The organism is Ruegeria sp. TASC047 (assembly GCF_059612445.1).
The window spans coordinates 19,324-42,010 of sequence record NZ_JBXWQP010000053.1; the positions used below are offsets into that span (position 1 = coordinate 19,324).

Genomic DNA, 22,687 nt, shown 5'->3' on the forward strand with positions numbered 1-22,687 from the left:
TCACTGCGATAGGTGTTGATGAACCCAGGCCGCTATGTCCAACAGGCGGGCATCGTCGCGTTTTCGTCCGATCAGCTGAATACCAAGCGGCAACCCATTCTGGTCGATCCCGAAGGGCAGGGCTACCGACGGCACCTGCAACAGGTTCCACATACGGGAATACAGGGGATCTCCGGTCGCATCCAACCCCGCCGGAGCCGGCCCCGGCGCGGAAGGAACCAAAAGCGCGTCAATGTCGCGAAACATCTGATCCAGCATCGCGCCCGCGCGGTCCCGCAGGTCCAGCGCGGCGCGGTACTTAGTGTCGCTAACCGCCTGCCCTGCAGTGACAAGCTCATGGAACTGTTGGCTGATTGTGGGGACGCCCAGAGCGTTTTCCCACGCTCTCAGCCGTGCGGCCTCGTACCCCATAACGGCAATTTGCGCCTGTGTGAGGTCACAGAAAAAGGGTGGATGGGCGATTTCTCCGATGTCAGCGCCTGTGGCGGCAAGGACGGCGAGCGCGCGGGTGCAGGTATCCCGCATCTCGACTGAGCCGTCCTGCCAGTACGGCCCGCGCATCAGGCTGATCCGTGGCAGGGTCTCGTCGAACGTGGGAGGCGGGGGCAGATCGACACCGCGTAACACCGCGTCAGACAGGGCCAGATCGCGGGGGTCGCGGGCCAGAATGCCAAGCGTATCAAGGCTTTGGGACAATCCCATAACCCCTTTCAGATCATAGCGACCGGTGGTCGGTTTAAACCCGCAAACACCGCAATAAGCAGCGGGGCGGATCAGCGATGCTGCGGTCTGTGACCCGAAGGCAAGCGGAGCCATGCAATCGGCCACCGCCGCGGCGGATCCCGATGATGATCCCCCGGGCGTGTGCGCAGGATTGGCCGGATTGGCGGTTTTGCCCGGTTTGAAATAGGCAAATTCGGTGGTGACGGTTTTGCCGATCGGGATAGCGCCTGCGTCCAGAAAGGCCTGAACACAGGCCGCGTTGCGATCCGGTTGTCGACCGGCATACAGGTTAGTCCCCCATCCGGTTGGCATGTCATCCGTGTCGATGATGTCCTTGATGACAAAAGGCACGCCATGGAGCGGCCCGCCAACGGGGAGAGCATCGGCGGCATACGCCCGCTCCATGGCGCGCGCTGCATCCAGGGTCTGGAAAGCCCCGATGACAGGTTCACGATCTTGAATCCGGGCCAGATGTGCGGCCATCACTTCGGACGGCTTGACTTCGCTGTTCCGGATCATTGCAGCAAGCGCATGGGCAGAGTGTTGGTTCAGCCCGATCATGCCTCCAACGCTTTCAAGGCTGCGGCAAAAGGTGTGACGGGCATGTCGTAGATGCCGCCACCCAATCGCCCGGCCTCGCCTAGTCGGTCAAGAATGCCTAAGCCGATTACGGGCCCTGAACCCTGCGTGGCGGCACCGCGTGCCGTGCTGCCGAGTTTTACATCCAACGCCCGAAAATAGGGGTGTGTCCCAACCGACATGCCTGACATGCGCGCCTGCGCGTCTTCGGGCAAAAAAGCCCCCAGGCCTTTCTTTTGTTCAGGGCTTAGCTCGATTGCCATCGCGCCGAGGCCAAATGCTTCGACCACGGCGCTGTCGCCAATGGCGCCCAAGGCCCGGTCCTCGGGCAAATCCACGTCAAACGCGCCTTTCGGCGGGCTGGCCGGAACCGTGAACCACTGGTTTGGAAGGCCGGACACCTGAATGCCAACGTCGCAACCATTGCCCCCGGCAGCGGTAATGAAGCTGGACCCGTCAATCCCTTCGGCCAGCTTCATCATGCACTTCGTGGCGGCCATCCACAGGTTCAGAAAAAGAGAGGGCGAGCTGTCCATGAAGGCCAGTGCATTGTCATCCGTGATCCCTCTGGGTGTTCGGTCCTTGAGTTCCGCAATCAATGCCTTCGCTGCCACCGGCGTGCGCCCGTGGCAATCATCCCCGCCCATCAGGCCGATCACGGCCAGCGGGACCAGAGCGATCCCTTCAGCGACCCCTTTCTCCAGCACATCCAGAAACCGCGTGTTGAGCCATCGGATATGCTACAGTACTGCCTCGGACCTCAGGCCCAGCCGCATCGCGGGGCGACTGCCCGCGTTGATCGGCGCATATACCCGCTGCTGCCCCCGCCATGCGTCATAAACCGTATGCAAAGGCATATCCGCCGAAACCACGGCGGCCAGAGGCGTCACGACGTCATGGTCTTGCGCGGGCTTCAGCACAATCTCACCGGTGCTGATCATCGCCTCGGACTGATCAAAATCCTTCGCCAAACCCTGCCAGACAGCGGCGACGCAGGCGGAATTCATGATTGGGATAGTGATCTGATCCGGGCTGCCAAAGGCAGGACCGGCATGCAAAAGAACGTTTTCGTCCAGCCCCAACGCCTCGGATGCCGTGTTGAAGCGGTTCCAGACCGGCTGTGTCACCATGGCCCGGTCAAAGGCTAGTTGATCGGCCGGATGCAGCATCACGCACCCTCCGGTGGGATGATCCATGTTTCCGAGAAATATAGGAATGCCGTCGTCGTCTCGTACCCGGCCTGCACACGTGTACCCAGCTTGCCCGGCAACGCATGACCGTTGACGATGATCTGCGCCGAATGCGCAGACACCAGAAGCGAGAACATGTTCTGCTCGCCGGACGCGACTTCATGCGGGGACAACTCCAGCGCGCGGGGTGGTTCGAACCCTTCCCAGACCAACTCGACGGTCAGGTTCTCGCCCACGATAGTCTCGGTATAGCGATGGCTCATCGGATCACCGGTCGAGCGCACGACCTGCGCGCCAATCTCAGGCAGGGTGGCGAAGGCAGGCGCATTGGCGAAGGCAGCCAGCTTGCTGATGAAATTGTTTTTCAGGAACTCCGTTAGCTCGGGATTGTCGCTGAGGATAACATTCGGTGCCTCGGCCGATCCCTCAACCAGACCTGGCGTACCGTAGAGCAGCAATAACTGACCTTGACCTACCGGCGACCAGGCCACACGAAAGAACAGCGCCATGGCCGAGAAATTGTTGTCATCGTCTTTTAGCAGTATGCCCGGGTTTTCACCGGTCCAGTCAACGGTGCCTGGGGTGATCGGTTCATTCAAAGGCATCACAGATCCTCCTGCGGGGTCACCCAGGTCTCGGAAAAGGCCAAAAAGGCCGTCGACATGGTGCGGCCAAAGAATTGGCGGCTGGCGACCTGACCGGGCAGCGGCGTTCCGTTGATAACGACCTGCGCCGTTTTTGCTTCCAGGAATACCGAATACATCTCGTGCGCCTTGGTGGCCGAGTTTTCCTTGGTTACTTCAACAGGCAAAGGCGGACCCATATCCTGCCAGATCATCTCGACCGTCACGCCTGAGCCGCGCAGAGTTTCAGAGTACCGGGATTTCAGATCACCGGGGCGCTTTTCCACACTGTCGCAATCCAACCATGTCATCGCGCCCAGCCCGGCTTTGCTGATGAAGGTCGGCATTTTCGTGACCCAGCCATCGACGATCCAGCGCATCATGCGCTGGTTGTCAGTCATGATCAGATTTGGTACGTGCGGCCAGCCCTGCGCCTGATCCGGCGCGCCCAGGATCAGCGCCGCATGACCACGCCCAAAGGGTGACAGAGCCACCCGGAAAAACAGCGCCAGCGTATCGTAGTGATCCTGTGCGGGGTTCTGTTTCAGGTAGATGCCGGGGTTTTCGCCGGACCAATCAACCCGGCCGGGATTGTGGGGAATACGTGTGGTCATGACCAGCTCGACTCATAATCTTTAAGCGCGTTGACGATGAACGCCTTACGGGGCTCGCCCTTAAGATGGTCGCCGGATTTGTAGATCTCGGCCACCTGATGCGAAATCTCTTTCAGCACCGCCCCATCATCGCGACCCTCCTGCACCGGAATGCGCAACATGGTATCCCCAGCATAGGTCGGGATCACTTTGCCCGCGAAATTGTCCGAGGCTTGCGGCGGGCGCTGGCCGTTTTGAAGGGCGCGAATGGCGTTACGCAACAGGCGGCGCGCTTTGGCGACACCCCGGTCGGTGAAGCTGAGGTTTTCGCGGGCGTGGATGTTCTTTGGACCCTGACTGACCCAGGCATCGTAATCGCCGGGATCGCGCTGGCGCATCTCATAGGGACGGTCGGGGTCTTGGCCGTAGAAATCGGTCATCCCGAAGCCGACCTTGCTTTTGTCCGTCAGCCCCTTGGGATCATCATTCGCCGCCGCGTCTCGGAAATGCCGCCAGGCGATAACCATTGTATTGGTGTCATCAATCGGCGTGATCCAGCGCGACAGCCCGCATCGGCCAAAATAGCGCGACCCGTCCGGAACCGGGAAATGCCCCCCGTTTTGCGTGAATGAGGGCAGCATGTGGTCGTGGATGCGAACCCAGACGATGTCTTCGACGCGCCGGACATTGGTGTAGAAATCGCCTGTCTGACTTTCGTGAAACTCGATCATCGGCATCTCGGCAAAGGCGTCGATGAACTGGCTGCGCACCGCCAGAGTGTGCAGATAGACCACATGGAACGGGTCCCATGCGTTCTCCATAACTTGTAGCCAGTTGCAGGGCGATTTGATCAGATAGGGGACCAGCTCGTCCCCCTCTTCATCAAACGTATCCATCACAGGGAAGGGCGGTTGTTCGTCGGCGGGACCCATATAGGCAAAGGCGAGCCCCTTGTATTCGATCACTGGATAGGCCCCCAAACACGCCTTTTTCTTTACCTGAGAGGCAGGCGGTTCGCAGGGGGTTTCCAGAATGGTGCCATCCAGCCCGTATTTCCAGCCGTGATAGGAGCAGCGAATGCCGCCTTCCTCAACAATACCAAATTCAAGGCTCATGTTGCGGTGACAGCAATGCAGGTGGGTAAGGCCCAACTTGCCCTCTTTCTTTTCTCGAAACAGAACCAAGTCCTCGCCCAGTATGCGGAGGCGATAGGGCAGGTCGCCGATTTGATCGGTCATCGCAACCGGCATCCAGAACCGACGCAGGTATTCACCGCAGGGTGTGCCCGGGCCAACTTCGGTCAGTTCTGGGTCGGGGCTTTCATGCCAGACGTTCTGCTGGTCGTGGCCGCGGAAATTGCCCTGAGGGGCTGAGAAGTGATCGTTCATTGCATTCTCCGTGCGCGCCGTTGGTCAGGGGAAGGGATCAGGCACCGGCGCAGTGCCGGTCCAGATCGATTTGGTTTGGCAAAAATCCTTGATGGCGTTGGGCCCAAGCTCGCGCCCGTAGCCCGAAAGTTTAATCCCGCCGATGGGGCTGCCGGGATCGACGCTGCGATAGTGGTTGATATAGACGGTGCCTGCCGCGATGGCCTCGGCAACGCGCGCGCCTTTGCCGGTGTCCGTCGTCCAGACCCCGGCAGCAAGGCCATAATCGTTGTCATTGGCCAGCGCGATGGCTTCGTCTTCGATTTCAAAGCTGGCGACCGCCAACACGGGTCCGAAGACCTCTTGCCGCCAAAGTTGCATCTGAGGCGTCACACCGTCGAAAACAGTTGGTCCAACATAGAAGCCATTGCGTCCTGCGGCGGTTTGCAATCCGTCCAACAAACAGACGGCCCCCTCGGCCTTGGCTTGCTCGATCATCGTGGTCACTTTGCGCAGGTGCGGTTCATTGGCCAATGGTGCGATCTGTGTTTGGGGCTCCATCGGATCGCCAATCGTCAGCGCGCGTGCCCGGTCGATCAGGCGCGAGACCAGTGTGTCTTTCAGACCGGCCTCAACGATCAGTCGCGAACCGGCGACGCAGGTCTGGCCGTTGGACATGACGATGCCCGACAGTATTCCGTTGATCGTGTTTTCGATGTCGCAATCAGCAAACACGATCTGGGGCGACTTACCGCCCAGTTCCAGTACGGCCGGGACCACACCCGCTGCGGCGGCCTCGGCCACTTTGCGTCCACCCAGATCAGATCCGGTAAAGGTTACCTTGCGAGTCAAAGGGTGCCGTACCAGCGCCTCGCCGACCTCGTGCCCCAGCCCGGTCACGACGTTCAGGACACCGGGCGGCAGGCCAGCGTCATGGGCCAGCCGTGCGAATTCCAACGTCGAGGCGGACGCCAATTCAGACGGTTTGACGACCACGGTGTTTCCCGCCGCCAGGGCCGGGGCCAGCTTCCACGCAAGGATCATCAAGGGCGAATTCCACGGCGTAATGGCTACAACGACGCCATATGGAATGTGATGCCCGACGCTGCGAACACCGGGGACAGAGTTCGCTTGAGCTTCGGGTCCAAGTTTACGCGCTTGGGCGGCGAAATAGCGAAACCAGCTGTGCAGGCCAGAAAACTGCCCCCGCACTTCGGTGATCCGTTTGCCATTGTCGCGGATTTCGGGCGTGACAAGTTCTTCCCACCGATGTTCCAGCACTTCCGACAGCCGGTCGAGCATATCCGCCCGGTCTTTCGGGCCCATCTCTGCCCAAGGTCCGTTGCGAAAGGCGTGATCGGCATCGCAGATTGCCTGATCGGCGGTTTGTGCGTTGCCGCGGGCAATAGTGCACCAACCCTGACCGTTGGAAGGGTCGATGCTGGTCAGGGTCTCACCACTCCAATCCAAAAACGCGCCTGAGATAAAGGGAGTGTATGCCTTCATCCAACGTCTCCGGACACAGGTTGCGCCACCAGCGCCAATAAGTCACCGCGCCGTACCATGCCCCGATTGCCATGGGCCAGAACATATCCCGAGGCGGCGAAGTTCAGATCGATTGACTTGCGCTCTGGTTCGGCTGGGAAATACAACCTTCCTGCACGTTCGCCCCGATCAACGGACTGGCCAGCCGCGCAACGCCGATCAAACAGACCGTCCGCAGGCGCGTGAATCGAATGCGACGGATCAGCGATTTCCACGCATTGCGGTGACACGGGCGTGGGGGGGCCGCCGGGCAGGATGCCCAGATGCCTGAGGCACCGTATCAGACCAGCTTCGGCCAAATCGGTGATCCCAGGATCAACGCCACCGCCACCGCCCAGCTCAGTTGCGATCATCGGCGTGTTGGTCCGTGCCGCTGCTGAATTTACAGACCGATTATCATTATGCGCCCCCAGAACCCAGATCAGAGGCAACCCAAAGGCGCGGGCGAGTTCCATATTGGCCGTTGTCAGATCGTCGTCTTGAGCGCGTGCAGCCAATGCGCAAGGCTCAAAGACCGATGCCTTGCCTCCAGAATGCAGGTCAATTGCGGCATCTACGTGTGGTAGAAGAACCGTCTCGACAAAATGCGCCAGCATCGCGGTTGGTCCGCCATCAGCGTCTCCGGGAAAGGCTCGGTTCAGGTTCTGACCGTCCAGCGGCGACACGCGGGACGATGCAGCCAGTGCTAGCGCATTCAACCCGGGGATCAGGATTACCTGCCCTGTCAACTCGGTGGGGTCGATGCGCGCCGCGAGCCGCATAATAGCGGCAGGCCCTTCGAATTCATCGCCATGCGTTCCACCTAGGATTAGGACGCTTGGCCCCAGTCCGCCCTTCAGGCTGATCACCGGAACGGGGTGATAGCCCAGAGGTACTGAATTGTCCGACCATTTCAACATCAAATCACCCACCTGTCGGCCCGGCACATCAAAATTGATGGTCAGGTGCAGCCTGCTGGAGCGGGGTGAATCGGTTCGGGTCATCCGGTCTTTTACTTTTGGGTACTTGCTTCATATCATAATTTTTTTGAAAGTGAATTGATAAAATCTGATCAATATGTGATATGAAGGCCAGTGCCGCAAAGACATGCTTGGCCATGCCGGAGGAAATCTATGGCCCTCACTCGCGCAAAAGCGGGAATCGAAAAGATCAAACCCCACATGGTGGTAGGGGCGTCTGAAGACGTGCCGCCACCGACGACTCTTCTGAATTCAAACGAAAACGTGTTTGGGCCCAGCTCTAACGCGCGGGTGGCGGCCTGTTCCGCTATCAGCACCGTCGAGCGGTATCTTGAGAACCCGGATCATATTCTGGCCCCGGTTATTGCCAAAAATTTCGGCTTGGATGCAGCGCGGATCACAACCGGGCAGGGGTCGGATGACCTTTTGGCCCGGTTGGCCCGTGCCTATTTGGGACCCGGCACAGAGCTGATCCGCAGCGCCAATGGCTATTTGAAGGTGCCCAACTACGCCTATGCCAATGATGCCGAGGTTGTGTCTGTGGCGGATGACAGCTTCAAACCTTCGGTCGACCGAATGATCTCGGCGGTGAACGACCGCACGCGCGTGGTGTACCTCGCTAATCCCGAAAATCCGGCTGGAACGTACCTGAACGGGGCCGAGCTAAGGCGGCTGCATGCGGCCTTGCCCGCTCATGTCCTGGTGATCATTGATGCCGCGTATGAGGAGTATGTTGAGGGCCCGGATTACGAGCCTGCGCACAAGCTGGTCGAAGAGGCCAACAATGTGGTCATGTGCAGGACGTTCTCAAAAATATACGGTCTTGCCGGGGCGCGTGTGGGATGGATGTACGGACCTCCAGACGTTGTAGACACTGTACGAAGAATAGCTCTGACCTTCCCTGTTGCGGCTTCGTCAGTCGCCGCTGCCGTGGCAGCGCTGGAGGACAAGGCGCATACGCGGTCTGTGTTTCGATCCAATGCTAAGGGGCGGCGTTGGATTGAGGCCGAATTGCAGGCGCTGGGGCTGGAGGTGGTTCCAAGTCAGGCCAATTTTGTGCTGGTTCATTTTCCGCACGAAGACAAGTCAGCTGAAGCTGTGGATCGTTTCCTGCGACAGCGCGGCATCGCCGTGCGCCGGTTCGCGTCGCCCGCCTACAGCGACTACATCCGTATTACCATCGGCTATCCCCACGAACTGCAGGCGGCGCGCGACGGGATCGCAGCATTTCTGAACGGAGAGGCATGATGGTCGCATCTCCTATACCCAGCGATGACGCGCCAGTGGTAGCGCATCCCTCGGGGGCAGCTATCATTGCGGCGATTAAAGCATCCGGAATTCGCGAAGTTGTGGCCTTGCCTGACATCGTGACCAGCGACGGTTTGCTATGGCCAATCTCACGCGATCCGGAATTTCGCCTGACCCGGATTTGTAAGGAAGACGAGGGCGTCAGTATCTGCGGGGCCATGTCTTACAATGGTACGCGCGCGATCCTGATGATGCAGCAGACCGGCCTGATGGATTCCCTGAATGCGATCCGGGCGATTGGCGTCGACTACGAGTTGCCGATCATCATGATGGTGGGCCTGCAAGGGAAGGAAGCGCATCTGCTGCCGGACCAGTCGGCCTCTTACGGGGTACGGATCATTCAGCCCATTCTGGACGCGATGAATCTGACACATTCGCTGATCGAACAACCGGGAGATGAGGTTCATATACCGACCAATGTGGACGCGGCCTATAAGGTCTCAAGGCCGCATGTCTTCCTGATCGGACGTGCGCCGAAGGCCTCATGACCATGTACCGAGACGCAGCTTTGAAAGCCATAGTCCCGCATGTTCGCGATGACGACATCGTGGTCGCCGTGTATCAGAGTTGTTTCGACTGGCTGGCTCTTAACCCGCGCGATCTGAACTATGTGGCTGTTGGGGCCATGGGGCAGGCATCCTCGCACGGTCTGGGATTGGCGCTGGCCAACCCCAACCGACGGGTGATCGTGTTGGATGGGGATGGCAGCCTGCTGATGAATCTCGGCTCACTTGTGACAATTGCAAATGCCAGGGTCAGCAATCTGTACCACTTTCTGTCCGCAAACCGGGTGTATGAGGTGAACGGATCACATCCTCTGCCCGGTGCCGAACGGGTGGATTTTGCCGCTATGGCGTGGGCCGCAGGTTATGCCGGGGTGCAACGCTTTGCGGCGTTGGATCAACTCGCGGACGCCTTGCCACATGTCTTGTCATCCAGCGGCCCGCAATTCATTTCGATGGAGATTGAGGCTGGCGCCACCTATCCAAGGGACTATGCCTACATCCACAGCGCGCAGGCCCGCGCGACGTTCCGCGAAGCGCTCAATCGCGCGTGATCTGCGCCTCGACGATCTCCAGAAAAGACTGTCCTACAGCCGAAAGAGGCTTGTTCTTGGACCAGAACAGCACCGCGCGAAAGGTCAACGGCGCGGCGAAGGGCAGGGCAACGCAGTCCGGCAATGTTTTCAGGTAATCAAGGCTGGCTCCGACCACAGAAACACCCAGCCCGCGTGCGACCAGACGGCAAACGGCATCCGTGGTCCGGGTTTCATACTGCATATGCCGCGCGATGCCTTTTGCTTCAAAAAACTGGTCGATCTCGAACCGGAACCGCGAGGAGGGCATGTATGAAATGAAGTTCTCGCTCTCCAGATCCCGCGCCTGAATCAGAGTTTTGTCGGTCAGAGGATGACCAACCGGCAGCACGCAGCATACGTCACTGTCTCGGATCACGAGACTGTCAAAGGATGGGTTGGCGGGTTCTGTCGTGGTGATCCCGAAATCATAATTCTGCGACACCATCCACTCGACCGCATCGTCGCTGGGGGCAATTTCCATCCGGGCCATGGCTTGCGGCCAACTGGCGGCGAATTCTCCGATCAAATCCGGGGCGAGCTGTGACGAAACCCCGGGCGTGATCACCAGATTCAGGCGCGCGTGGCCAAATTTTCCAATTGCGGCGGCCGAGTCCTTGATGTGCTCCATCCCGCTGACGGCCTGTCGCACCTCACTGACCAGCAGTCGGGCTTCGTCGGTGGGCACCAGAATCCGCCCGGACCGCTGGAACAGCTGAAAGCCTACCTCGGCCTCGAAATCCGAAATCAGACGGCTGACCGCTGGCTGCGAGATCCCAAGCATTGCCGCCGCCTCGGTTACAGTTCCGGTCGATACCACGGTGCGAAAGGCGTCAACTTGTTTGAACGTGATCTTCATTTAGGGAAGTGTCGTCGTTGTGTGCGGACAGGTAGTTCATAGTAAAATATTCTAAAACCGCCAGCAACAGCCTGACCAGGTTATATCTTCAAGAGTGCAAAAAAACGATAGACCGCCGTTATTGCGGCTGGGTGGCGACGGTGATGAATTCGATGCTGTCCGAAACGATCTCGGAAAAGCCGTGAGGCAGTTTGGCATCAAAACTCAGGGTGTCGCCGGTTGTCATGGCAAAGTCTTCTGTACCGCATCGGTATACTGCGTCACCACGGATCATATACAAAAAGACATAGCCTTCATGCTGATAGCTGGGCAGATTTTCCGACTGTTCTTTTGAAATACTGATCCGTGCGGACTGAAACATGCCACCGGGACCGCCGTGCTTGCCGAGCAACAGATAGTCATGCGCGTGCCCTTTGGTGATCCGCCGGGACGCCAAGCCTTCGCAGGCTTTGACGTGATGCACGTCTGCCGAGTCTTCGGTATGCGCGAACAATGCCATCAGAGGCACATCCATCGCGTCGGCCAAAGCCTGGAGCGTTCCAAGTGAGGGGGAAACACTGCCGTTTTCAATCCGGCTGATCATCGAGGTTGATATCTGCGCAGTGGCGGCCAGTTCCGAGAGGATCAGATTGCGCTCTTGTCGAAGTCTTTGCAAAGTCTGCCCGACATCGCTTTCAATATCCCGTTGTTTCCCCACAGATTTCATTACCCGCATAGCACAGATTGTTTACAAAACGTCAACCTAGTAGTGACGACTTCCGGTATGCAGTCAATGGTTTGTGGTTCAAGCAATTGAGAATAATGGAATTGATTGGTTGGTTTGAGCGGTAGTTTAGGCGCGACTCCCTTTGGTTGTCAGGAAAGACACTTACTTGGAATTGTTGATGGGCTTAGTTGCAAGCTCCTGAACGCACACAGTTGTTCTTGCGATCACACCTAAACTACGCGGCGCTAGTTTTTTTATTCGACCACTATGCAACTACTGACTTTCTCAAAACCAGAAAGGTCATCATCCCGAGCGGTGGTAGGGCTCTTTGCTCTTCGACAGTTAGCGCTTGCCCTTGTAATACTGTGTCGATTTCGAAGTCAGAATGCCAACCGATTGTGTTAGCGACTGGCGCAAACGCGCGTTCCAAGGTTGCCAGCAGACCTCGCTCTCGTTTGAAATGGTTAGTAATCACCACACTGCCGCCGGGTTTACAGACCCTCACAATTTCCGCCATTACCTTTTCCGGTTCTGGAACGACGGACAGCACATGCATCGCTGCAACCGTATCGAAATGGTTGTCTGGGAAATCAAGCGCGCGGGCATCCATTTGCCTTAGCTCCGCAACGTGGCTTAGCGATAGATTGCTCACTTTGTCGCGTGCCTTTTGCAGCATGTCCTCGCTGAAGTCGATTCCGGTCACCTGAGTCTTGGGTCCGTAATGTTCCAGTGACAGCCCGGTGCCCACGCCAACCTCCAGAACCTTGCCAGAACGTCTGTTGTTATAGTCAACCGCATGCTGCCGCCCGACATTGGTGACGGCCCCAAACGTCTTGTCATAGACGGGTGCCCAGCGAGCGTAAGAGGTTTGAACGGCTTTGATGTCCATATCGTATCCTTAACGGTTAGAAGGTGCTTCCCTGTCAATCCACGCCCAGGCGACCATTCCCACATATCCGACACAAAGCGCGATCAGCGTGGCCCAGGCAAAGGTTAGCAGCGCGGCGCCAACAACAGCGACACCGATGAGAAAAAACTTCGCGTTCTCGCGTGAAATCCGCGTGGTTTTAAAAGACCAGGTCGGTATGCGACTGATAAGCAAAAGACCAATGATCACGATGAAGAGGCAAATCAATATACTGGGCAGCGCGGGCGCATCCGCGAAAGCGAAGGACAGATACATTGGCAACATGACCAGCAGCGCCCCTGCAGGGGCCGGAACCCCCTCAAAAAAAGCGCTGTCATGTTCGCAGGTCTCGGACTTGCTGCCCACATTGAACCGAGCAAGGCGCATAACGCAGCACACCGCAAAAAACAGCACGGCGAGCCATGCAGCACTGCGTACATCCTGCAAGGCCCAGAAATAGAGAACAAGCGGCGGGGCAACGCCGAAGTTCAAGAAATCCGCGAGCGAATCCAGTTCTGCCCCGATTTTGCTGTCACTGCTGAGCAAGCGCGCAATGCGCCCATCCAACCCATCCAGCACACAAGCGGCTATAATCAACTGCACCGCAAGCTCGTAGTTGCCCTGAACGCCAAATCTGATTGCCGACAGGCCCGCGCAAATGGCTGTTATTGTCAGTGCATTGGGCAGCAAATGGATCAGAGCAAACCCGGTCTCTTCCTGTTCGGATGGTTCTGTCAATGATCCAGCCACCTACTTTTCATTGGATGTGTGCAAACTGGCAAGGATGGTTTCGCCGGCAATCATCGTTTGCCCGACACGCACCTGCGGCTCCACGCCATCTGGAAGATAAACATCCAGCCGGGATCCGAAACGGATCAATCCAAATCGCTCTCCGGTTTGAAGCGCGTTGCCAGATTTCACGAAGCAGACGATCCGTCTGGCCACTAGGCCGGCAATCTGGACCACAGCCAGGTCCTGACCATTCCTCATTTGAATACGCAGGCTGTTACGCTCGTTATCAGCACTGGCCTTGTCCAGGGAAGCGTTGAAAAACTTGCCGGGGCGGTAGGCAACGGCGGTGATTTCACCTTCAATGGGCGTTCGGTTTACATGGCAGTTGAAGACGCTCATGAATACACTGACACGAGTGAGGGGCGTGTTTGGCATCCCAAGTTCACTCGGCGGCACTGCCGCTTCGATTAGCGATACCACCCCATCCGCCGGGCTGACAATCAGGCCTTCCCCTGTCGGTGATACGCGTTCGGGGTCGCGAAAAAAATAGTAGCACCAGATCGTAAGGCCGACGCCAATCCAGCCCAGAATGTCGGACAGGAAAAACAGACCGACCGTGATGGCGGCAAAGATCGCGACAAACCGAATGCCTTCAGGGTGCATCGGTTTGATGAACGTATCGCGCATGCGCATCGCAAGCTTTCCTTAGGTCAATTGATGGCACTTTCATAAGTGGATTGCTGGGGAACGCAAGTGTAGCGGGTGCAGACGATTCATTATTTCAGATATCTGATCCAAAGGGCTTGATCGTCTGAATCTCCGCGCACTTCGGTAACTTCAGCTGGGTTGAGGCCAAATTCCACCACCAGATCTTCGACCTGAACCGATTGGAGGGATTGTCAGGTTGATTTTTGAGCGTCGAGAATTGAGATTACGCGGCTGGTTATGCGGCCAAGCAGTTGGCGCAATCGTTCCAATGGTCGAAGGCGGCGGCTCTTGTCTTGAGGTATGATGAAGCCGTCAGTTTGTGGCGGCAGGGACGGAACAGATTTGCGGTTTCGTCGTGGACGGCCAGAAATCTCTTTGTCTGGCGGGCTGACTTGAACCGACCCTGTATTCGCTCTCGTTTCCGGGTCGGCCTATGCGATCCTTCGATCCGATTGTTCAACCCCTTATGCGCTCGGTGATCCACGTCCAGCGCAAGCTTTCGCAGCGCCGCACCATAGCTGCGCAGCTTGTCCGTCACGATGACCCGAGGCTTACCCCAGCGAGCCGTCAACCTTGCAATGAATCGCCTTGCAGCCCGCGCATTTCGACGTGTCTGTACCAGGATGTCGAGAATTTCGCCGCTACTGTCCACGGCGCGCCAAAGCCAGTGCTTCATACCGCGGATCATGATCACGACTTCATCCAAATGCCATTTATCCGTGGGCTGTGGACCTGTTGCTCTGACACGCTTCGCAACTTGGGTACCGAATTTTCTGATCCATGCTCGGATCGTCTCGTAACTCACCTTGATACCTTGCTCGGCGAGCAGATCCTCAACGTCGCGCAGGCTGAGCGCAAAGCAATGGTAAGCCCAGACTACGTAGGAAATGATTGAACGCGGGAAGCGGTAGCCCTTTAGGCGTGGCTGGGAAACACAGCTGATCATGGAAGCGCACTACGCAGTTGATGGTGCAAGGTCAATAACTTGACGATGCCGTTTGTCCAACTGGTGGGATATTCAACTCTCCAGCTTCGTCCATACAACTCTAAAAGGAATTTGCGACAGATCCCTCTGTCACGGTAGATTGACGTTGGTGTTGTGTGCAGCAAGCATGTCCTTCCATGCGAAGTAGGACGCTTTCGGGGTTCGCTTCATTGAACTGAAATCCACGTCAACCAGGCCAAAGCGTTTTTCATATCCCAAGGCCCATTCGTAATTGTCCAATAGAGACCAGACAAAGTACCCCTTAACCGGAACCCCTTCGCCCAAGGCGACCTGGACTGCCGACAAGTGTTGACCCAGATAGTCAATACGGTCATCGTCCTGTTGACGCTCGGGGCTGGCCATACCGTTTTCGGTCACGAAGATCGGCAGGTCGCCGGTGTATTCACGTGTTGCTCGGATCAGGAATCTGCTCAGTGCGGTGGGGTCGATTTCCCATCCCATTTGGGTCTTCGGCAGAGGGCCCGGAACGTCAGCGAGACTTGGCCACGCGGTTTCTGCGGGCGCGATAAGTTTGCGGGTGTAGTAGTTCAGTCCGCACCAGTCTACGGGTGCTCCGATGGTATCGAAATCATCTTGCCAGCCCGACGGAAGGTGGGGCTCCAGCCCCTCCAGAACATTCTCGGGATAGGCTTTGTTGAACACGCCGCCCAGAAAGAACCGGTTGTATATTCCGTCATACAGAGCGGCGGCCCGTTGTGCCTCAGCGCTGTCATCGGCGGGTTCGGCCCATTCCAGATTGAATACGCCGCCCAGGTTAGACATGCCCAACCCACGCATCGTCTGAATGGCCTGACCATGGGCCAGCAGAACGTGATGCATAGCGCGCGCCGTGGCTCGAATATCACGCAGCCCGGGAGCGTGGTGCCCTTCGAAATGGCTCAACCAACTGACACACCACGGTTCATTGATGGGGGCGACGCTGTACATGCGGTCGCCAATCCGTCCCATGATGACCTCGGTGAAATCGGAAAACCAACCGGCAATATCCCGGTTGCGCCAACCGCCCAAGTCCGCCAGGGGCGACGGCAGTTCCCAGTGATACAGCGTCGCGCACGGACGGATGCCACGCTCCAAAAGCGCGTCGGTCAGGCGATCATAAAAATCCAACCCCGCCTGATTAACAGGTCCGCGCCCCTCGGGCATCACGCGCGCCCAGCTGGTTGAGAAGCGATAGCAATCGAATCCCGCGTCGCGCACAAGATCAAGATCGTGTTCAAACCGGTTCAGGTGATCACAGGCCAGATCGCCGTTTTCTCCCCGTACTACATTTCCAGGTGTTGCTGCAAACGTATCCCAATGTGTCGAACCGGCGCCGCCTTGGGCATGACCTTCGATCTGGTAAGCAGAGGTGGCGACTCCGAAATGGAAGTCTTTGGGGAAATCGCTGCGCGTATGTTTCATTGTCAGATCCTGTTGGGTGCTGGGCCGGTTGATTTGCCAACAACCAGTTCCGCCTCAAGCAATCTGGTTTTGACCGGATCGTCAGGCGATTTGATCCTCTCAATCAACATCTCGGCGGCCAGCTCTCCTGCATGCCGCACTGAGGACCGCGTTGCTGTAAAGATGGGCACATCCTGTCCGTTTTTGAGATAAGAGAGATCATCGTCATGGGCGATGACCGAGACATCCCGACCTATCCGCAGCCCCGCCTCGTCTAACGCCCGCCGCACACCAATGGCTGAAATCATCGAGGATGCCAAAATAGCGGTTGGCGGATCGTCCAGTTGCAGCATGTCGCGGGTTTCATGATGGCCGTAGACCTCGGTCATCTCGGCGCTGCGCATCAATTGTGGGTCCGGGATCAAGTCGGCCCGTTCCAGCGCTTGAAGGTACCCGGCGCGACGGCGTTGTGCGAAATCCATGTCCTCAAGCCCGTTGATCAGGGCAATTCGGCGATGACCCAGGTCGATCAGGAACTGTGTTGCGCGCCGAAAGGAGCTTTTGTTGTTCACATCGATCCAGTCATACTCTGCATCGATCCCTGTCGAACGACCGTGTACGATAAACGGTACCGCCATCCGGTTTAGCAGATCGATACGGCGTTCGTTGACTTTGGGGCCCTGCAAAACGACGCCATCCACTGCCCCACGTTGAAACAAGCTACGATAGGCCCCTTCGATCGAAGTGTCGTCTGCGGTGGTGAACATCATGTCGTAACCGTTCGCTGAGTATGTTCGCGCAGCGCCGGCAACGAAGTCGCCGAAGATCGGATTCACCATCTCGTGCTGGGACGAACTGGGGATAACGTGCCCGATCACCATAGACTTGCCAGTCGCCAGGCCTTTGGCGCGGCTGTTTGGCCGATAGCCGTGTTTGTTTGCAGCTGCCTGTACACGCACCCTAGTCCCCTCGTTCACCTCTGGATAGCCGTTCAGCGCGCGGCTGACCGTTGTCTGCGAAAGACCGAGAATCTCAGAGAGCTGCTTTAGGTTCATTGCGTTCAAAGCGCCTTCAAATAGATGCGTACTTGTTTTGTTGTGATTTTTTGTTTCCGTCAACCCGTTTTGATTAAGAGGTTAAAAACGGTAAAATTAAGGGGCAGAAAACCATATGTTGACAGAATCTGATTGCCAGCAGATAAAGTGAGGCATCCAAAGCGCTTTGAAAAATTGCAATGCGCAGATATTATTGGGAGGAGAATTTCATGAAACACGAGCTTTATGCAGGTGTGGCCACATTCGCCTTGGTGGCGGGAGCGGCTCAGGCTGATAAAGTTACCGTGTTCGGGCCATGGTTGGGCCCGGACCAGGAAAACGTCGAAGTGGTTCTGGATGGTTTCGCGGCCGCGACTGGCCACGAATACGCGTATGTTGGTTCAGATAGTTTCGAGCAGCAGATCAGGATTGATGCAGAGGCAGGCTCGGCGCCGAATATAGCTGTTTTTCCGCAGCCTGGTCTGGCGGCGGATATGGCCAAGTCGGGTTTTCTGACGCCGCTGGGTGATGGCACCGCTGATTGGGTTCGTGACAATTACGCAGCTGGTCAATCCTGGGTCGATCTGGGAACATTTCCGGGGCCTGAAGGGCGGGATCAACTTTATGGGCTTTTTTACAAGGTAGATGTGAAATCCCTTGTATGGTACGTGCCTGAGAATTTCGAGGATGCCGGTTACGAAGTTCCGACCACGATGGAGGAGCTGAAAGTATTGACCGATCAGATCGTTGCAGACGGAGAGACGCCGTGGTGCATCGGTCTGGGTTCAGGTGGTGCGACCGGTTGGCCAGCGACCGATTGGGTCGAAGACATGATGCTGCGCACTCAATCACCCGAGGACTATGACGCCTGGGTGTCCAATGAAATAAAGTTTAATGACCCTAAAGTGGTCGCTGCAATTGAAGAATTCGGCGCGTTTGCACGCAATAACGACTATGTTGCGGGTGGGGCAGGTACGGTCGCAACGACCGATTTCCGTGACAGCCCAAAAGGCATGTTCAGTTCGCCACCACAGTGTTACATGCACCGTCAGGCGTCGTTCATCCCGGCATTCTTTCCTGAGGGCACGGTTGTCGGTGAAGATGCTGATTTCTTCTACTTCCCCGCATATGAAGGCAAGGATCTGGGTAGCCCGGTTCTTGGTGCCGGCACGCTATGGGCAATCACCAATGACAGCCCGGCTGCACATGATCTGATCGCCTATCTGCAGACCCCCGAAGCTCATGAGACATGGATGGCCCTGACCGGCTTCCTGACGCCGCACAAAGGCGTTGATACCTCCGTGTTCTCGGATCCGACGCTCAAGAAGATGAACGACATTCTTCTGGGCGCGACCACCTTCCGGTTTGATGGTTCGGACCTGATGCCGGGCGGCGTAGGGGCCGGCACATTTTGGACCGGTATGGTTGACTATGCTGGTGGAAAGCCCGCTCATGAAGTTGCTGACGAGATCCAATCTTCCTGGGATGCGCTGGATTAAGCGCGTTAAAACCCGGGCGGTCTGCGCGTCAGGCCGCCCCTTTTCCCCTTCGCAACGGAGAGCGTGATGCATCCGGCAATTCAGGGCCTGCTGACCATCGCCATAGGCGTGTCGGGCTGTGTGGGCTATTTCTTTCTGTCCAATCAGTTTCTGGACAAGGTTCTGTTCCCTGCGCGCGGGCCGAATGCCGGCCGCAACATCAACCGCGCGAACATGATCCGGCCTTGGCTGTTTTTGCTTCCGGCGCTTGTAGCGATTGGCCTGTATCTGGCCTATCCGGTAGTTGAGACGTTGCGCCTGTCGCTCACAGATCGCATCGCCGGTGGTGGGTATAAGTGGGTTGGTCTCGATAACTACGTCCAGATGGTGGCAGAACCGAAATTCTGGGAAGCCATGCGCAACAATTTGTCCTGGCTGATCGTGGTCCCGGCAATGTCAACTGTATTTGGTCTGTTGGCAGCTCAGCTTACTGATCGGATCCGCTGGGGTAACATCGCAAAAGCCCTGATTTTCATGCCGATGGCAATCTCTTTCGTCGGGGCTTCGGTCATCTGGAAACTGATCTACGATGCGCGTCCGGCCGAGCAAGACCAGATCGGGATTCTGAATGCGCTTTATCTGTTCTTTGGCGGGGCCGAGCCGCAAACTTGGCTAACCATTCCGTTCTGGAACAATTTCTTCCTTATGGGGATTCTGATCTGGATTCAGACAGGCTTTGCCATGGTGATACTGTCCGCCGCTTTGCGCGGCATCCCCGAAGAAACCGTCGAGGCGGCGGTTTTGGATGGGGCGAATCCCTTCCAGATATTCTTTAAAATCAAGGTGCCTCAAATCTGGAACACAATTTTGGTTGTTTGGACAACCATCACCATTCTGGTCCTGAAGGTCTTCGACATCGTTTTCGCGATGACCAATGGCCAGTGGGAGACACAGGTTCTGGCCAACTACATGTACGACAAGATGTTCCGCGCCAATGATTGGGGCGTGGGTTCGGCATCGGCCATGGTGATCATGTTGCTGGTGACGCCGATCTTGGTCTGGAACATCCGCAACGCACGCCGGGAAATGGAGTAGGGGATGAGCGATATTGCAGGAACCAAACCCGTCCTTAGATGGGTTGTCCAGGCCTCAGTCCTCTTTCTCGTGGTGCTTTGGGTAATACCGACACTGGGATTGTTGATCTCATCCTTTCGCACTGCTGACCAGATCGCGACCAGCGGTTGGTGGAAATCCCTGTTCCCGTCCGAACAAAACCTCACACTACGCACGGCCGCGCCCGATACGCAAATTCTGGAAAACGGGATGTATGTGATTGAAGGGAACCTGTTCGACGAAGGGCAGAAGGCTAGGATCTCAAGGTGGGGTGTCAGCTCCCGCGCGGTGGATGCGTTTGAACCCAGTCAGACAGCGGAATTGCGTCGTGGCGGGACTATCACCGTCGATGCAAACGGGAACTACAAAGCGGAAAATGAAGAGGAGTTTACTGGCAGCCGCGGCGCGCGTGTTTTCGTAAGTGCAGAACTTCCACCCGAGTTCACGTTGGACAATTACCACAAGGTTCTCTTGGCCGAGGACAGCACCGACAGTATGGGTCGGGCGTTCTTTAATACTCTCACAGTGACCATTCCTGCCACGATCATCCCAATCCTGGTTGCGGCGTTCGCCGCTTATGCGTTGGCGTGGATGGAGTTCCCGGGCCGCGCGTTGCTGATAGCAGCTATTGTCGGGCTTTTGGTTGTTCCGCTTCAGCTCGCACTGATCCCCTTGCTGAAATTCCATCTTAATATTGGGATCGGCAAAGGGTATCTGGGTGTCTGGATGGCCCACACTGGCTTTGGAATGCCGCTGGCGATTTACCTTCTTCGCAGCTACATGGCCGGACTGCCACGTGATTTGATCGAGAACGCGCGGGTCGACGGGGCGTCTGAGTTCCAGATCTTTACGAAACTGATCCTTCCGCTCAGCTTCCCTGCGCTGGCGTCTTTCGCGATCCTGCAATTCCTGTGGACCTGGAACGACCTTCTGGTGGCCAAAGTCTTCCTGATTGATGCATCAGGTCAAACCACCGTCATGACCAATCGAATTGTCGAACTGCTGGGTACAAGAGGGGGCAACTGGGAAATCCTCGCTACCGCTGCGTTTGTTTCGATCATCGTTCCACTAGTTGTTTTCTTTGCAATGCAAAAATACCTGGTCCGTGGTCTGTTGGCCGGATCCGTCAAATAGAGGCGTCTGATGAACGTGCAGAACACTGTAGAACTTTCCAAATCAACCAAAGCAAAATCAGAGTGGTGGCGCGGTGGCGTGATCTATCAGATCTATCCGCGCAGCTTTCAGGACAGCAATGGTGATGGGATCGGTGACCTGAAAGGGATCACCCAACGTCTGGATTACATTGCGGATCTGGGGGTCGATGCGATCTGGATCTCACCCTTCTTCAAATCTCCGATGAAGGATTTCGGCTACGACGTCAGCGACTACCGCGACGTGGATCCTATGTTCGGCTCGTTGGAAGATTTCCGCGAGTTACTTGATCAGGCCCATGACAAGGGTCTGAAAGTGATGATCGATTTGGTGCTGTCACACACATCTGATCAGCACCCTTGGTTCGGTGAGAGCCGCGCCAATCGGGACAACCCGAAATCCGACTGGTATGTTTGGGCCGACCCTAAACCGGACGGCACACCGCCCAATAACTGGTTGTCTATCTTTGGCGGTTCAGCGTGGCAGTGGGAGCCTCGTCGCCTGCAATATTTTCTGCATAACTTTCTGAGTTCGCAGCCAGACCTAAACTTTCACTGTAACGAAGTGCAAAACGCACTGCTGGATGTGGCTCGGTTCTGGCTGGACATGGGCGTGGATGGTTTTCGCCTGGACACGATCAACTTCTATTTCCATGACAAACATCTGCGGGACAATCCGGCCCTTCCGGTCGAAGAGCGTAATGCATCAATTGCGCCTGCGGTGAACCCCTATAACCACCAGGATCACCTTTATTCCAAAAGTCAGCCCGAGAATATCGCCTTCCTCGAAAGGTTGCGCGCGCTGACCGACGAATATGAAGGCCGTGCCTGTTTGGGTGAAGTCGGTGATGCACAGCGCGGGCTGGAAATCATTGGTCAGTACACCTCGGGCGATCAACGAATGCATATGTGCTATGCCTTCGAGTTTCTGGAAAAGCGTGCGTTGACCGCGCCTTATGCAAAGCAGGTCTTTGATCAGCTCGAAGAAAAGGCAGGCGACGCATGGCCATGCTGGGCGTTCTCGAACCATGATGTTGAACGTCATGCCTCGCGCTGGGACCTAAACGATGCGGCCATTCGCCAGCACGCGGTTCTGATGATGTGTCTGCGCGGCTCTGCCTGTTTGTATCAGGGAGAGGAACTGGGCTTGCGCGAGGCAGATGTTCCGTTCGAGAAACTGCAAGACCCCTATGGCATCGAGTTCTGGCCCGAGTTCAAGGGTCGCGACGGATGTCGCACGCCAATGGTTTGGGCGACGCAGGACGAACATTCAGGCTTTAGCACCGGTGAGCCGTGGTTGCCGGTTAGTACGGCCCAAACGGAAAGAGCCGTTGACCGGCTCGAGGCGAACGACCAATCGATGCTGCACCATTATCGCCGCGCAATCGCCTTGCGCCGCGTCCACCCAGCACTAACTTCGGGTGCGCAGTCCAACATGAAACAGATTGGACCTGTGCTGACATTCCAGCGTGAGGATGCGTCTGAAGCGGTGTTTTGTGCTTTCAACCTTGGAACGGAAGCTCAGCGGGTCGACTTGCCCTTGGGCGATTGGCGGGTCATCGGGCAGGAACTCAGCGGTAGCGACGGTGCAGGAAGCGTTACGCTGCACCCCGCACAGTTTTGTCTGATGGCTAAGGTCAAGGGGTAAACC

Annotated in this window: 21 protein-coding genes and 1 pseudogene; 7 read left to right on the forward strand and 15 right to left on the reverse strand. The window is 56.9% G+C overall.

Annotation, left to right across the window (positions count from 1 at the left end):
* From AC2FLO_RS18395 to AC2FLO_RS18425, 7 genes and pseudogenes are all read right to left on the reverse strand, one after another.
* Entirely contained in the window at window positions 1–1,284 is a 1,284-nt protein-coding gene (locus tag AC2FLO_RS18395) for an amidase (protein ID WP_496753365.1), read from the reverse strand.
* Window positions 1,281–2,498, reverse strand: a pseudogene (locus AC2FLO_RS18400) (YlbE family protein). The gene AC2FLO_RS18395 and the pseudogene AC2FLO_RS18400 overlap by 4 nt, the downstream one beginning before the upstream one ends.
* Window positions 2,471–3,097 carry a hypothetical protein gene (locus AC2FLO_RS18405; RefSeq protein WP_496753364.1) on the reverse strand — a complete coding sequence of 209 codons (627 nt, stop codon included), beginning with the start codon at window positions 3,095–3,097 and terminating at the stop codon, window positions 2,471–2,473. The pseudogene AC2FLO_RS18400 and the gene AC2FLO_RS18405 overlap by 28 nt, the downstream one beginning before the upstream one ends.
* The gene (locus AC2FLO_RS18410) at window positions 3,097–3,729 is read right to left on the reverse strand and encodes a hypothetical protein (RefSeq protein ID WP_496753363.1); all 633 of its coding nucleotides are present in this window, start codon (window positions 3,727–3,729) and stop codon (window positions 3,097–3,099) included. The genes AC2FLO_RS18405 and AC2FLO_RS18410 overlap by 1 nt, the downstream gene beginning before the upstream one ends.
* Complete coding sequence (locus tag AC2FLO_RS18415; protein WP_496753362.1) at window positions 3,726–5,096, reverse strand: Rieske 2Fe-2S domain-containing protein; 1,371 nt, start codon at window positions 5,094–5,096, stop codon at window positions 3,726–3,728. Before AC2FLO_RS18415 ends, AC2FLO_RS18410 begins: the two co-directional genes overlap by 4 nt.
* Window positions 5,097–5,120: 24 nt before the next feature.
* Window positions 5,121–6,581 (reverse strand): aldehyde dehydrogenase family protein, encoded by a 1,461-nt coding sequence (locus AC2FLO_RS18420; protein ID WP_496753361.1) that lies wholly within the window; start codon window positions 6,579–6,581, stop codon window positions 5,121–5,123.
* Entirely contained in the window at window positions 6,578–7,603 is a 1,026-nt protein-coding gene (locus tag AC2FLO_RS18425; RefSeq protein WP_496753360.1) for a succinylglutamate desuccinylase/aspartoacylase family protein, read from the reverse strand. Before AC2FLO_RS18425 ends, AC2FLO_RS18420 begins: the two co-directional genes overlap by 4 nt.
* A 129-nt stretch (window positions 7,604–7,732) precedes the next feature.
* Here AC2FLO_RS18425 and AC2FLO_RS18430 point away from each other — a divergent pair, with 129 nt between their 5' ends.
* The 3 genes from AC2FLO_RS18430 to AC2FLO_RS18440 are packed head-to-tail and all read left to right on the forward strand — an operon-like array spanning window position 7,733 to window position 9,944.
* Window positions 7,733–8,827 carry a pyridoxal phosphate-dependent aminotransferase gene (locus AC2FLO_RS18430; protein ID WP_496753359.1) on the forward strand — a complete coding sequence of 365 codons (1,095 nt, stop codon included), beginning with the start codon at window positions 7,733–7,735 and terminating at the stop codon, window positions 8,825–8,827.
* On the forward strand, window positions 8,827–9,375 hold the full coding sequence (locus AC2FLO_RS18435; RefSeq protein WP_480588056.1) for a decarboxylase: 549 nt from the start codon (window positions 8,827–8,829) through the stop codon (window positions 9,373–9,375). The genes AC2FLO_RS18430 and AC2FLO_RS18435 overlap by 1 nt, the downstream gene beginning before the upstream one ends.
* Window positions 9,372–9,944 (forward strand): thiamine pyrophosphate-dependent enzyme, encoded by a 573-nt coding sequence (locus AC2FLO_RS18440; protein ID WP_480588058.1) that lies wholly within the window; start codon window positions 9,372–9,374, stop codon window positions 9,942–9,944. The genes AC2FLO_RS18435 and AC2FLO_RS18440 overlap by 4 nt, the downstream gene beginning before the upstream one ends.
* Here AC2FLO_RS18440 and AC2FLO_RS18445 read toward each other — a convergent pair.
* The 8 genes from AC2FLO_RS18445 to AC2FLO_RS18480 all read right to left on the reverse strand — a co-directional run bounded on the left by AC2FLO_RS18445 (window position 9,931) and on the right by AC2FLO_RS18480 (window position 17,315).
* Complete coding sequence (locus AC2FLO_RS18445) at window positions 9,931–10,821, reverse strand: LysR substrate-binding domain-containing protein (protein WP_480588060.1); 891 nt, start codon at window positions 10,819–10,821, stop codon at window positions 9,931–9,933. The genes AC2FLO_RS18440 and AC2FLO_RS18445 overlap by 14 nt on opposite strands.
* A gap of 118 nt (window positions 10,822–10,939) precedes the next feature.
* Window positions 10,940–11,527: a helix-turn-helix domain-containing protein gene (locus AC2FLO_RS18450; RefSeq protein WP_480588062.1), complete on the reverse strand. Its 588-nt coding sequence runs from the start codon at window positions 11,525–11,527 to the stop codon at window positions 10,940–10,942.
* 265 nt (window positions 11,528–11,792) lie between these two features.
* Window positions 11,793–12,416 (reverse strand): class I SAM-dependent methyltransferase, encoded by a 624-nt coding sequence (locus AC2FLO_RS18455; protein ID WP_496753358.1) that lies wholly within the window; start codon window positions 12,414–12,416, stop codon window positions 11,793–11,795.
* A 9-nt stretch (window positions 12,417–12,425) separates the two neighbouring features.
* Window positions 12,426–13,172, reverse strand: coding sequence for a CDP-diacylglycerol--serine O-phosphatidyltransferase (gene pssA, locus AC2FLO_RS18460; protein WP_480588066.1), 747 nt, complete (start codon window positions 13,170–13,172; stop codon window positions 12,426–12,428).
* A gap of 12 nt (window positions 13,173–13,184) precedes the next feature.
* Window positions 13,185–13,859, reverse strand: coding sequence for a phosphatidylserine decarboxylase (locus AC2FLO_RS18465; protein ID WP_480588068.1), 675 nt, complete (start codon window positions 13,857–13,859; stop codon window positions 13,185–13,187).
* Between the two features lie 250 nt (window positions 13,860–14,109).
* Window positions 14,110–14,820, reverse strand: a complete 711-nt coding sequence (locus AC2FLO_RS18470) for an IS6 family transposase (RefSeq protein ID WP_496753357.1) — start codon at window positions 14,818–14,820, stop codon at window positions 14,110–14,112.
* A gap of 129 nt (window positions 14,821–14,949) precedes the next feature.
* A complete protein-coding gene (locus tag AC2FLO_RS18475) occupies window positions 14,950–16,281 on the reverse strand; it encodes a GH1 family beta-glucosidase (protein WP_496753356.1) in 1,332 nt (443 codons plus the stop codon).
* A 2-nt stretch (window positions 16,282–16,283) separates the two neighbouring features.
* A complete protein-coding gene (locus tag AC2FLO_RS18480; RefSeq protein WP_496753355.1) occupies window positions 16,284–17,315 on the reverse strand; it encodes a LacI family DNA-binding transcriptional regulator in 1,032 nt (343 codons plus the stop codon).
* Between the two features lie 209 nt (window positions 17,316–17,524).
* Between AC2FLO_RS18480 and AC2FLO_RS18485 the strand changes: the two genes are divergently transcribed.
* The 4 genes from AC2FLO_RS18485 (at window position 17,525) to AC2FLO_RS18500 (ending at window position 22,684) form a co-directional block, all read left to right on the forward strand.
* Window positions 17,525–18,793: an ABC transporter substrate-binding protein gene (locus AC2FLO_RS18485; protein ID WP_496753354.1), complete on the forward strand. Its 1,269-nt coding sequence runs from the start codon at window positions 17,525–17,527 to the stop codon at window positions 18,791–18,793.
* A 66-nt stretch (window positions 18,794–18,859) separates the two neighbouring features.
* A complete protein-coding gene (locus AC2FLO_RS18490) occupies window positions 18,860–19,867 on the forward strand; it encodes a carbohydrate ABC transporter permease (protein WP_496753353.1) in 1,008 nt (335 codons plus the stop codon).
* Between the two features lie 3 nt (window positions 19,868–19,870).
* Window positions 19,871–21,019: a carbohydrate ABC transporter permease gene (locus tag AC2FLO_RS18495; protein WP_496753352.1), complete on the forward strand. Its 1,149-nt coding sequence runs from the start codon at window positions 19,871–19,873 to the stop codon at window positions 21,017–21,019.
* Between the two features lie 9 nt (window positions 21,020–21,028).
* Window positions 21,029–22,684 (forward strand): alpha-amylase family glycosyl hydrolase, encoded by a 1,656-nt coding sequence (locus tag AC2FLO_RS18500; RefSeq protein WP_496753351.1) that lies wholly within the window; start codon window positions 21,029–21,031, stop codon window positions 22,682–22,684.
* Window positions 22,685–22,687 lie beyond the last annotated feature (3 nt).